The organism is Bacillus sp. 522_BSPC, from assembly GCF_001076885.1.
Classification (GTDB): domain Bacteria; phylum Bacillota; class Bacilli; order Bacillales; family Cytobacillaceae; genus Niallia; species Niallia hominis.
Genome location: NZ_JVDT01000089.1, coordinates 17,515 through 30,090 on the forward strand (window position 1 = coordinate 17,515; position 12,576 = coordinate 30,090).

Sequence of the window (12,576 nt, forward strand, 5' to 3'; positions counted from 1 at the left end):
AAAACCAATGAAAAGAAGGGAGGGAGACATTTATGGATTATCATGCATTAAAGGAAGATATTATAGAATATAGTAAAACAATTGGGATTGATAAAATTGGCTTTACAAGTGCTAGCACCTTTGAAGAAATGAAAGTACGCTTAATAACACAGCAAAAATTAAACTATCAATCTGGGTTTGAAGAGAAGGATATTGAGAAGCGGGTAAACCCCTCCCTTCTATTAGACAAGCCGAAATCGATTATTTCTATCGCTCTTGCTTATCCGTCTAAAATGAAGGAAAGAGTTGTTAGTAAAAAAGGAGAGCGCAGAGGTATTTTTTGTCGTGCTTCCTGGGGAACGGATTATCATATTGTTTTAAAAGATCGCTTGAAGAAGCTTGAGGATTATATACAAGAAAGAATTCCAGATGCGTTGTGTAAATCAATGGTAGATACTGGTGAGTTAGTAGATCGTGCTGTTGCACAACGAGCAGGGATTGGCTGGTCTGGGAAAAACTGTGCCATAATTACGCCGGAGTTCGGTTCATATGTGTATTTAGGTGAAATGATTACAAATCTTCCATTAGAGCCAGATACACCAATGGAAGATCAATGCGGTACATGTAATAAATGCATTGATGTTTGTCCAACAGGTGCCCTTATTCAAGGCGGGCAGTTAAATGCGCAAAGATGCATTGCTTTTCAAACACAGACAAAGGGATTTCTCGCAGAAGAATTTAGAGAAAAGCTCGGTAACCGAATTTATGGCTGTGATACATGCCAAACTGTTTGTCCGAAAAATAAAGGAATGGATTTCCACAATCATCCAGAAATGGAGCCAGATCCAGAAATCGCAAAACCATTGCTTCAGCCCCTCCTTTTTATTAGTAATAAGGAATTTAAAGAAAAATATGGTCATATTTCTGGTTCCTGGCGTGGAAAGAAACCAATTCAGCGTAATGCCATCATTGCACTAGCACATTTTAAAGAAGAAGGAGCAATTGGTGATTTAATTACGGTGATGAAAAAAGACCCAAGACCAGTCATTAGAGGTACGGCTGCTTGGGCATTAGGAAAAATTGGTGGCGATGAGTCAATGACTGCCCTACAAACAGCAAATCAACAAGAAGAAGATCAAGAAGTATTACAAGAAATTGAAGATGCGTTACAACGATTATCGCATTCGTTATAAGATTGTGGTGGATGAACGCCACTTTTTCGTGTGGGAAGAGGAAAAGTGGTTTTCATCATTTGAATGAACGTCTTTCGATCAGTAAATAAAAACGGTTGTCTTCTAAATTAAACAGATATAATAAAAACGAGACAAAAAGAAGGAAATCCATCTCCTTCTTTTTTTGTACAGTTCTCCTTCCTTTAAACATATTAATTAAGGAAGGGAGTAGATACAATGAAACAACAGCTAATGGAGCTTATCGAAAAAAGAATGCAGCAGTGCGTGGCGAAAGAAAGAACAAGTATTGAAGACGAAAAATTTGCGCGGAAAAGAGATTGTTTCCATAGAAGGAATGCTGAAATTGTACATGTGAAGGCAAAGGGGAAAGTGGAAGATATTCAGAAAAAGACGGATGAGACGAAGGAATTGGTTTATACCGTTCATCTTCAATATTTCATTAAGCAAGGAGAACTATTTTTCGTAGAAGAAGAAGTGGAAAATAGAAAGGGGATTTTCTATAAAGGGGTATTAATTGAAGATAAAGAGATTGCCCCTGTCTATCCGGATTATCGAGAAAATCCTTTGTCTGAAGAATTTGGGAACAATACAGAAGGGTGGAGCCGATATTCATATGATCGGTTAAAAGCGGTTCAATATGCGGAAAAATGGTGGAATAGCTATAATCCGAAATATCATCAATTCGAAGTAGATTGCACCAATTATATTTCTCAATGTGTCCATGAAGGTGGTGCTCCGATGCGAGGTTATCCTAATCGCAATAAGGGCTGGTGGATGCAAAACAATAATTGGAGCTATAGTTGGTCAGTGGCCAATGCTTTTCCAAGGTATTTAGAAACCTCTACAACGGGTTTACGTGCCAAACAAGTAAATAATGCTATCGAGCTAAAACTTGGGGATGTCATTTGCTATGATTTCGAAGGTGATGGGAAATATAATCATACGACGATTGTTACAGGGAAGGATGCGAATGGAGAACCGTTAGTAAATGCTCATACGTATAATAGTCGAATGCGCTACTGGAAATACGAAGATTCAACTGCTTATACTCCAATTATTAAATATAAATTTTTTACGATTATAGATGGCTAAAAAACAGGGAATGTCCCTTTCGCATTTCATTTAGAGTAAGTGTATAATGGAACGGAAAGTAATAGTTAGAGGTGACAAACTTGGCAATACATATCGTCTTATATCAACCACAAATACCTTCCAATACTGGCAATATAGCTAGAACCTGTGCAGGAACAGACACTATTTTGCATCTAATTCGTCCGTTTGGATTCTCCACTGATGATAAAGCGTTAAAGCGAGCGGGGCTAGATTATTGGGAATTTGTAGAGATCCATTATTATGACTCTTTAGATGAATTTTATGAAAAAAATGAAGGCGGAGCATTTTACTATATTACGAAGTCTGGGGAAACCCCTTATGCCTCTTTTAATTACAGTGATATAAACAAAGATCATTACTTTATATTTGGAAGTGAGACAACAGGTCTTCCGCCAGAACTTATCCAGAATAATGTAGATAGAACGGTTCGAATTCCAATGACAGATAATATTCGTGCTTTTAACCTTTCGAATACTGCGGCAATTCTCATTTATGAGGCATTAAGGCAACAAAATTTTGGGCATTTAAAAAAATAGTACAGAAACAATATCGGAGTGTAAATCGTAATAGATTTATACTCTTTTTACTATAATTGGAATAAAGGAGAATGAACATAACATGGCATTCACCGTATCAAAAGATCTCATCTATTTATTAAGTTTTTTTCTCCTGCTTTTTTGAACAGAAGGATATTTGAGAAAAAAGCTAAAACTATTAAATAAAATGGAAAAAAGGTTCATCCGCTACAAAAATGGTTAGATTTTACGGTGATACCCAGTGCTATCCTATTATTGTTTGTATTTGATGGTCCAATAGTAAGTATGTATATATTAATTTGTCATAGCTTTCTTCAATCCTTTATGGAGTGGAGGGGTAATAAAAAGTCAAAAGAAGCTATTATCTATTTAGCAAATGGGCTAATTCTTTTTATCATGACTAATATTGGTATATTATTAGGCTATAGTCATTATCAGTAATGGTTGGAGACAATAAGAAAATTAAGGAGAGAATTCCATGAATCAAACAATCGAAACAATCCTAAATCATCGATCTGTAAGAAAATTTACAGATAAGGAGTTAACGCAAGAACAAATTCGTCTTCTTGTGGAAGCGGCCCAAAGTGCTTCTACTTCTAGCTTTGTACAAGCATATAGTATTATTGGCGTAAAAGATAAGGAAAAAAAGAAAAAATTAGCAGAATTAGCAGGGAATCAGCAATATGTGGAAAACAATGGACATCTGTTTGTTTTCTGTGCAGATTTATATCGGCACACTGTTGCTTCAGAAATGGAAGGGAAAAAGGAATCAGCACAGGATTCTATTGAGAGCACGGAAAAATTTATGGTTAGTCTGATTGATGTAGCTTTAGCATCGCAAAACATGGCAATTGCTGCTGAGTCATTAGGACTGGGTATTTGTTACATAGGCGGAATTCGCAATAATTTAGTTGGTGTGAGTCAATTATTAAAAACTCCAGATCATGTTTTACCAGTGTTTGCTTTAGTCGTAGGTTATCCAGACCAACAAACAGAGAAAAAACCACGAGCTCCTTTTCAGCATATATATCACGAAAATGAATATGAGCAAGATGTAGAAAAATATAAACAAGAGCTACAGGAATATAATAACGAAATCACTGCTTATTATCAGGAAAGAACAAATGGGAAGAGAACAGATACATGGACAGCTCAGATGGCTGCTAATTTTGAGCAAAAATCACGTATGTATATGAAAGAGTTTGTTCACGAAAAGAAACTTGATTTGAAATAATGAAAGACAGATTAAGTAATATATTTAAAAAAACAGTATCTAAGTGAAATAGATGCTGTTTTTTTATGCAAATAAAAAAGAAAATATTTCCTATTAAATAATAATTGTTATTCTATAGCGGTTCTCCGTGTTAAAGATACAGTTTTCCCTTTATGGTTTAGGGTCTTTTAAAAAACTATTCTTTCTTTTAAGCATGTTCGCATTCGCTGGTGCATAGATTATATTAATCGTCTCTGATAATGTGACAGGGGAGGTCCATATGAATATATTAAAGAAAATCGAGATGTATAGACAAGAAGAAGAGTTGTTGAAGTGGGAAGGGACTTTTGGAGAGTACTTAGAAATCTTGAAGGAAAAGCCATGGGTAGGTCAGTCCGCGCATTCTAGAGTATATAACATGATTAAAGATGCTGGCATTGATGAAGTAAATGGGAAAAAGCAATACAAATTTTTCTCTGATCAGCTCTTTGGATTAGAAGAGCCATTAGAAAAGCTAGTAGAAGAATATTTCCATCCAGCTGCCAAACGTTTAGATGTAAGAAAACGTATTTTATTATTAATGGGTCCAGTCAGCGGTGGTAAATCCACTTTGGTAACGATGCTGAAAAGAGGATTAGAAGCATATACCTACACAGACCGTGGAGCTGTATACGCGATCAAAGGTTGCCCAATGCATGAGGATCCGCTTCATATGATTCCACATAGTCTAAGAAACGATTTCTTTGATGAATATGGGATTCGTATTGAAGGCAATTTATCTCCACTTAATATGATGAGACTGCAAGAAGAATATAATGGAAGAATTGAAGATGTGATGGTAGAAAGAGTATTTTTCTCAGAAGATAAACGAACTGGGATTGGAACCTTTAGTCCATCTGATCCGAAATCACAGGATATTGCAGATTTAACAGGAAGCATTGATTTCTCTACCATTGCGGAATATGGATCAGAGTCTGATCCACGTGCCTATCGTTTTGATGGAGAGCTAAATAAAGCGAACCGAGGCATGATGGAGTTCCAAGAAATGCTGAAATGTGATGAGAAGTTCTTATGGCATTTATTATCATTAACACAAGAAGGAAACTTTAAGGCAGGTCGATTTGCTCTTATCTCTGCAGATGAGTTAATTGTCGCTCATACGAATGAAACAGAGTATCGCTCCTTTATTTCCAATAAAAAGAACGAAGCATTGCATTCCCGTATTATTGTTATGCCTGTTCCATATAATTTAAAAGCGTCAGAAGAGGAAAGAATCTATGAAAAAATGATTCGAGAAAGCGATGTTGCGAATGTGCATATTGCGCCACACACGTTGAAAATTGCCGCTATTTTTACCATTCTAACTAGATTGAAAGAACCGAAAAAAGGGGATATTGATTTAGTAAAGAAAATGCGCTTATACGATGGTGAGAATGTGGAAGGCTTCGGTTCAGCTGACCTAAAAGAATTACAAAACGAATATGGCGATGAAGGAATGAGTGGTATTGATCCGCGTTATGTAATCAACCGGATATCCTCTACGATTATTCGCAAGGATGTAACAAGTATCAACGCACTTGATGTGCTTTTATCTATAAAAGAAGGATTGGATCAGCATTCTTCTATTACGAATGAATTAAAAGAAAAATACTTAAATTGCATTTCCTTAGCGCGTAAAGAATACGATGAAATTGCCAAAAAAGAAGTACAAAAGGCATTTGTTTATTCTTATGAAGAGTCTGCTAAAACGTTAATGGATAATTATTTAGACAATGTAGAAGCGTACTGCAATAAAAACAAGCTGCGTGATCCATTAACTGGTGATGCGATTAATCCAGATGAAAAACTAATGCGTTCTATTGAAGAACAAATTGGTATTTCAGAAAATGCGAAGAAGTCATTCCGTGAAGAAATTTTAATTCGTATTTCTGCATATGCAAGAAAAGGAAAACGATTTGATTATAACTCTCACGATCGCTTACGTGAAGCAATCCAGAAGAAGTTATTTGCAGATTTAAAAGATGTTGTTAAAATCACTACTTCAACGAAAACTCCAGATGAGCAGCAATTGAAGAAAGTCAATGAGGTGGTTGCACGTTTAATTGATGAACATGGCTATAATTCCACATCTGCCAACGAGTTATTACGTTATGTAGGCAGCTTATTGAATCGTTAAATAAATTGGTCAAAGGGAGGAACACGCTAAATGGCGTCTGTTCCTCTTTTGCCTAATAGGAAAGTTTGGGGAGAATAATGTGCCATGAAATAGGAACACATGAACCGACCCTTTTTCTAAAAAAAGTAAAATTATCGGAATTATTAGTAAATTATTTCGTCCATCTGCATATGATAGAGTAATCACTTTATTAAGATATAGTGATACCCAAATTAGTGTATGCGAAAATCACTTGATTCGTGCAAAAAGTATAAAAAATTTTTAGGAGGGGTAAGATGACGGAAAAACCAAATAAACATCAGTTTGTAATATCCCAAGAAAATTGGTCCCTCCATCGCAAAGGCCATGATGATCAGCAACGTCATCAGGAAAAAGTGCAAGAGGCCATTAAAAATAACCTACCTGATTTAATTACAGAAGAAAACATCGTCATGTCAAATGGTAGAGAAGTTGTGAAAATTCCCATTCGTTCATTGGACGAATACAAAATTCGATATAATTATGACAAAAACAAACATGTAGGGCAAGGAAATGGAGATAGTCAGGTTGGCGATGTGGTCGCACGCGATGGATCTGGAAATCAAAAGGGCCCAGGAAAAGGGCAAGGAGCTGGAGATCAGGCAGGAGAAGATTACTTTGAGGCAGAAGTATCTTTAATGGAATTAGAGGAAGCCTTATTCAAGCAATTAGAATTGCCGAATTTAAAACGAAAAGAGCAAGATCAAATTGTCGTGGAGAATATTGAATTTAATGATATTAGAAAAGTTGGGTTAATGGGTAATATCGATAAGAAAAAAACAATGATATCTGCATTTAAGCGTAACGCGATGTCTGGAGTACCAGCCTTTCACCCCATTTATCCAGAGGATTTAAAATTTAAAACCTGGAATGAAGTGCAAAAGCCAGAATCAAAGGCAGTCGTCCTTGCGATGATGGATACAAGCGGTTCGATGGGCTTATGGGAAAAGTATATGGCTAGAAGCTTTTTCTTCTGGATGACAAGATTTCTTCGTACCAAATATGAAACAGTGGAAATTGAATTCATTGCCCATCATACAGAAGCAAAAGTCGTTTCGGAAGAGGATTTCTTTTCAAAAGGAGAAAGTGGAGGCACCATTTGTTCCTCTGTATATAGAAAGGCATTAGAGTTGATTGATGATAAATACGATCCAGGTCGATTCAATATTTATCCATTTCATTTCTCAGATGGAGACAATTTAACGTCAGATAATGCTAGATGTGTAAAATTAGTAGAAGAGCTGATGGAAGTTTCCAATATGTTTGGATATGGGGAAGTCAATCAATACAACCGGCACAGTACGCTTATGTCCGCTTACAAAAACATTCAAGATGAAAAGTTCCGTTACTACTTATTAAGACAAAAAGCAGATGTATTTAATGCGATGACAAGTTTCTTCCGAAAAGAGGAAGAAGGACAGATGTATGCATAAAGAAATTGTGGCACAACTCATTATGTGGGTTGTGTTTTTTGTGGGAAGGGACAAGTAGTATTCTCTGTCCCTGTTAAATAAGGGTAAATAAACAAAATCTAAATTTACCACCTTTTAAAACTTAGTGTGCCATATTCTTATGTAACTAATACAGATAATCAAGAACAAGGAATAAACTGCTTAAGGAAGCACATATTAATGCAGAGGCGGTTATTTAATGGAGAAAAATAAAATGGAGAAGCGATTTTTAAAGGGATTATTAATCCTAAATTTACTGATCCTGCTGCCAATTTTATATAGAAAACCCCCTATTAGGGATTGGATTATTGTTTTTGTGTATAATGGTATTACAAATGGGATAGTTGATATGATCTTAACATCTCATAAAGTAATTAGATATCCAGTTCGTTTTCTGCCCAAGAAATTTAGAATACATATATTATTTGACTTCTTAATTTATCCTACATTTACCGTTTTCTACAACCAATTAACGAAGAGAGATAAACCTTTTGCTGTTTTCTATAAATTGATTTTATTTACCATTCCCTTTTATTTTATTGAATTATGGGCTGAAAGAAAAACAAAGCTAATTGAATGGAAAAAAGGGTGGAGATGGTACTATAGCTTTTTAAGTATTATCCTGAAATCTTTATTAACTAGATTAGTTATAGAGACTCTAAGGAAACTGAATTTTTTAACTAAATAATTCAGTTTCCTTCTTAATATGTTTATGAACCTAATCACAGGGGGAAAATGGTGATGTATATTCATTCTTTCTGCCCTAATTTAAAAGAATACATAGTTATTTCCTTTTTTTTATTGTAAAATAGCGAAGTAGAATAGTGTAACACAGATTGTTTCATTCATAAATAGTAAATACTTATTGACGTGAATAGGATAGAATGTTGATCCAAGAAAGGAAAGCAAATGACGAAAATCGTAAATATCATTCTTTTACTTAATGTTATCGGAATAGTTCTATATGCAGCTGGAATCCTTNATACGGATATTTTCAGGGTGGAGTTTTTATCCTCTGGTGTTATTATGCTTCTTTTTGGTCTAAGAGATGTTGTTGTTAGAGGTGCGAAAAGAAAAAGACGATAGTGGATATGTAACTCTTCTTAAAAACGGTAGAAAGGGGAGCGAAAGATGAAGCCTATTTATCGATGGATCTATATATTTTTAGGGACACTCTTTTTAGTTTTAGGGATTATTGGCGTGTTTTTACCTTTGTTGCCAACTACCCCTTTTTTATTATTAACCTCCTTTTTTTACACAAGAGGTTCTGAGCGTATCAATAAATGGTTTCGTTCGACAACTTTCTATCATGAGTATGTCAAAGGATTTCGCAAAGGAGAGTTAACGAAAAAGCAAAAGATAAAAATCATCATTACTTGTTATATTTGCTTAGCCATTAGTGCTGTCCTTGTTGATCATCCATTTACTAGGATTATCTTGGGATGTATTGCGGTTGCCCAAGCAATATCGATGTTTATTATAAAGACAAAAAGAGAGAATCCAGAAATCACCATAAAAAAATAAGCATAACCCAGTGGATAGACCTTTTTGGTAGATCCTTTTTTTATCTTTTTAAAATGTGCTTTTTAGTAGTAAAAAAATGATTAGAGAGGAGGTGGTCTAATGCCAAATATATGGGATCCAGAATATACGATAACAAGGGAACTAGCTTCTCATTTAATTGAGACTCAGTTTTCAATTAGTGTTCATTCTATTATAGAAATAGGAGAGGGATTTGATAATACTATATTTCTCGTCAATAATCGTTATACGTTTCGATTTCCAAGAAGAGAAATTGCGGTTAAGCTATTACGAAGCGAATGGGCATTGTTACGAATAATTGCTGGTAAACTACCACTTCCAATTCCAAAGCCGATTTATTTAGGTACAGAAACTCAGGATTTCTCACTAGTTTTCATAGGGTATGAGCATTTACCAGGAAATACTCCACAAGATGTAACGAATGAAGAAAGAATGCAAATGGTAAAACCATTAGCACTTTTCTTAAAAAAATTACATTCTTTTTCAACAGAGCAATTCAAGAATGTCCCATATGATGAGTTCGATCGACTTCATATCGATAAAAGAAAATCCCACTTAATCGATTCAATGAAGAAGTTGCAGATACATGAAAATATACCTTTATTCCAATTAGCTGAGGACTATGCAAAAAATATAACACATATAGCCGTTCCGACTGTTCATGTCCTTACACACGGTGATCTGCATATTCGTAATATGCTTGTTAATGAAGATAAAGAACTTGTGGGAATTATTGATTGGGGAGATACACATATTGGTCATCCTGCTGTTGATCTATCGATTGCTTACAGTCTGTTTCCTATTGAAGGTAGAAAGCAATTTTTCTCTATTTATGGGGAAGTTGATGAGGATATGTTAAAACTCGCTCAATTTAAAGCAATATTTACGATAATTTCCTTGCTTGCTTACAGTATAGACAAGAAGGATAAGAGCCTTTATCAAGAAGGGAAAATCAGTTTAGCTCTGGCTTTGTCATGAGAATGGATCGTTATGGATTTATTGGATGAGAAAACATGAGTAGCTGAATATAAAATAACCGGACGGTCCATAATTGTTTACGCCCGGTTATTATTATTAATTACTTAAATCCCAGCACTGGATGGGGAATATATGGCTCTTCTAAGTTAGCAATCTCTTCTTGTGTCAATTTTAATGAAAGAGCAGCAACTGCATCTTCAAGATGGTGGAGCTTAGTTGCGCCAATAATAGGTGCAGTAACAGTCTCCTTTTGTAATACCCAAGCTAGTGCAACTTGCGCGCGAGGTACGCCGCGTTTTTCTGCTATTGCTTTTACTCGTTCTACTACTTGACGGTCCGCTTCTTCAGTGTGGGAGTATAACGTTTTTCCGAATTCATCGGTTTCTTTACGAGTGCTTGTTTCTTCCCAATCTCTAGTTAAACGGCCGCGTGCCATTGGACTCCAAGGAATGACCCCAATCCCTTCTTCTTTACAAAGGGGCAACATTTCTCGTTCTTCCTCGCGATAGAGCAGGTTTAAGTAATTTTGCATCGATACGAAACGAGTCCATCCATTCTTTTCCGCTATATGATTTGCTTTTAAAAATTGCCATGCATACATAGAGGAAGCACCAATATAGCGGGCCTTCCCAGCTTTGACTACATCATGCAATGCTTCCATTGTTTCTTCAATTGGAGTTTCATAATCCCATCTATGTATTTGATAGAGATCGACATAATCGGTACCAAGCCTTTTTAAACTATTGTCGATCTCACTCATAATTGCTTTTCGGGAAAGGCCAGCACCATTAGCGCCTTGACGCATTCTGCCATGTACCTTTGTAGCAAGAACGACATCATCACGATTCGTAAAATCACGCAATGCACGTCCAACAATTTCTTCACTTGACCCATCAGAGTAGACGTTTGCAGTATCAAAAAAATTAATGCCAAGCTCCAATGCTTTTTTGATAAATGGACGACTTTCGTTTTCTGTTAATGTCCAAGCATGACCACCACGATCGGGTTCTCCATAACTCATACAACCAAGACAAAGACGGGAGACTTCTAAACCAGTAGAACCTAATTTAATATAATCCATTTACTACTCCTCCTTTTGGTTTTATTATAAAGAGTGGTTATTAATTAAGCGAGGGATATGAATTCTGTCTGTAAAGATTTACATAATTGGAAGAACCAATATTTTTGTTTATTTTTGAAAAAGTAAATATTTGGTAATGTTAAGTAGAGTGAAAAGTGATTAGATGATATGGAAAACATTTGTTTTACCAAATTTAAACTTACCATGTGGTTTAATAATGAATAGTACTATTGAATAGAAGGTTAAGGATGTGAATGAATGATAGAGTTTTTTGCTATTTTTGGATTTTATTTATTACCAGTTTATTGCATTATTTTCTGTTTAAATCTTGTTTCACTACTAAAGAAAATACAGGAGGAAGATAATATAACCAAAAATACAATATGGTTTACCGCTTCTTTTGTATTCATCATAATGACCATTGCCTCACTGATTGCACTTTAATAAAATTATTGGATGGAAACAATGGTGGAAAAAATCAATACTACTGATAAGGCTTTCAGCCGTTTGTTTAAAGAGAAAGTCATCTGAGGAGAGCTGGGGTTCGATTTAAGAGCTAACGCTTATTTTACTAGTTCTTTGCTTGGGTAGCTTTAAAGGTAGTTTAGTAGAAAATTAGCAGAAAAAAAGAGTTGAAATATTTGACAAAAAAATCAATTTGTGCTATAATTCACAATAATAAATATTGCTGATATAATAAGATTCTCCTGGCCAGGGGAATCTTTTTTTTATTGGAGTGGTAACAATGAAGAATGATGAATTCAGTTTAACTTCTTTAGTTTCTGCATTTAGTCGAGCATATCATGTGAAAGAGGATAATCCGATTATATTCCATGATTATATAGCACAAGATTTCTTATCATCAGCAGAATATCAATCCATTTCAGAAAATATGTCCAACGGCATTCCTTATTTTAGTGCAGAAATGGCTGAAAAATTAAAAGGGAATCATGAAGCAATATTAAAGTGGGTAACACAAATTCAACTAGCACCAACACCACTTGCGAGAGCTGCATACGCAGAAAATGTTGTATTGAACGAATGCCAACTTGGGGTTGAGCAATACGTCATTCTGGGTGCAGGTTTAGATACTTTTGCTTGGCGTTACGATTCATTACCAAATGTTACTGTATATGAAATTGACCACCAATCAACTCAAAATTTTAAAAAAGAGCGCTTAGATCAAGCAGGCTATGAAATACCTTCCCGTTTAAAATTTGTAGCGATGGACTTCACGAAGGAGCTTTCGTTAGAAAAACTAGTCGCTGCAGGATTTGACTTTTCTAAGAAAACAGT

12 protein-coding genes are annotated in these 12,576 nt (G+C 35.3%); 11 read left to right on the forward strand and 1 reads right to left on the reverse strand.

Annotated elements, in window-relative coordinates:
- Window positions 1-32: 32 nt before the first annotated feature.
- The 9 genes from queG to ADJ83_RS07155 all read left to right on the forward strand — a co-directional run bounded on the left by queG (window position 33) and on the right by ADJ83_RS07155 (window position 10,199).
- On the forward strand, window positions 33-1,172 hold the full coding sequence (queG, locus tag ADJ83_RS07115) for a tRNA epoxyqueuosine(34) reductase QueG (protein WP_048717328.1): 1,140 nt from the start codon (window positions 33-35) through the stop codon (window positions 1,170-1,172).
- Between the two features lie 216 nt (window positions 1,173-1,388).
- On the forward strand, window positions 1,389-2,264 hold the full coding sequence (locus ADJ83_RS07120; protein ID WP_048717329.1) for an amidase domain-containing protein: 876 nt from the start codon (window positions 1,389-1,391) through the stop codon (window positions 2,262-2,264).
- A gap of 80 nt (window positions 2,265-2,344) precedes the next feature.
- On the forward strand, window positions 2,345-2,821 hold the full coding sequence (trmL, locus tag ADJ83_RS07125) for a tRNA (uridine(34)/cytosine(34)/5-carboxymethylaminomethyluridine(34)-2'-O)-methyltransferase TrmL (protein WP_031535776.1): 477 nt from the start codon (window positions 2,345-2,347) through the stop codon (window positions 2,819-2,821).
- Between the two features lie 478 nt (window positions 2,822-3,299).
- Window positions 3,300-4,055, forward strand: a complete 756-nt coding sequence (nfsA, locus tag ADJ83_RS07130) for an oxygen-insensitive NADPH nitroreductase (protein ID WP_031535770.1) — start codon at window positions 3,300-3,302, stop codon at window positions 4,053-4,055.
- A 259-nt stretch (window positions 4,056-4,314) separates the two neighbouring features.
- On the forward strand, window positions 4,315-6,210 hold the full coding sequence (locus ADJ83_RS07135) for a PrkA family serine protein kinase (RefSeq protein ID WP_031535769.1): 1,896 nt from the start codon (window positions 4,315-4,317) through the stop codon (window positions 6,208-6,210).
- A gap of 275 nt (window positions 6,211-6,485) precedes the next feature.
- Entirely contained in the window at window positions 6,486-7,661 is a 1,176-nt protein-coding gene (gene yhbH / locus ADJ83_RS07140) for a sporulation protein YhbH (RefSeq protein ID WP_048717332.1), read from the forward strand.
- 217 nt (window positions 7,662-7,878) lie between these two features.
- Complete coding sequence (locus ADJ83_RS07145; RefSeq protein ID WP_031535767.1) at window positions 7,879-8,367, forward strand: CBO0543 family protein; 489 nt, start codon at window positions 7,879-7,881, stop codon at window positions 8,365-8,367.
- 443 nt (window positions 8,368-8,810) lie between these two features.
- Window positions 8,811-9,203 carry a DUF454 family protein gene (locus ADJ83_RS07150; RefSeq protein ID WP_031535765.1) on the forward strand — a complete coding sequence of 131 codons (393 nt, stop codon included), beginning with the start codon at window positions 8,811-8,813 and terminating at the stop codon, window positions 9,201-9,203.
- Window positions 9,204-9,302: 99 nt separating this feature from the next.
- On the forward strand, window positions 9,303-10,199 hold the full coding sequence (locus ADJ83_RS07155) for a phosphotransferase (RefSeq protein WP_048717335.1): 897 nt from the start codon (window positions 9,303-9,305) through the stop codon (window positions 10,197-10,199).
- 100 nt (window positions 10,200-10,299) lie between these two features.
- On the opposite strand, the gene ADJ83_RS07160 is transcribed toward ADJ83_RS07155, so the two are convergent.
- Window positions 10,300-11,280, reverse strand: coding sequence for an aldo/keto reductase (locus ADJ83_RS07160; RefSeq protein WP_048717337.1), 981 nt, complete (start codon window positions 11,278-11,280; stop codon window positions 10,300-10,302).
- A 258-nt stretch (window positions 11,281-11,538) separates the two neighbouring features.
- Here ADJ83_RS07160 and ADJ83_RS07165 point away from each other — a divergent pair, with 258 nt between their 5' ends.
- Both ADJ83_RS07165 and ADJ83_RS07170 read left to right on the forward strand, forming a co-directional pair.
- Entirely contained in the window at window positions 11,539-11,724 is a 186-nt protein-coding gene (locus ADJ83_RS07165) for a hypothetical protein (protein ID WP_031535760.1), read from the forward strand.
- 301 nt (window positions 11,725-12,025) lie between these two features.
- The coding region (locus tag ADJ83_RS07170) for a class I SAM-dependent methyltransferase (protein WP_048717340.1) at window positions 12,026-12,576 on the forward strand (551 nt) is incomplete at its 3' end.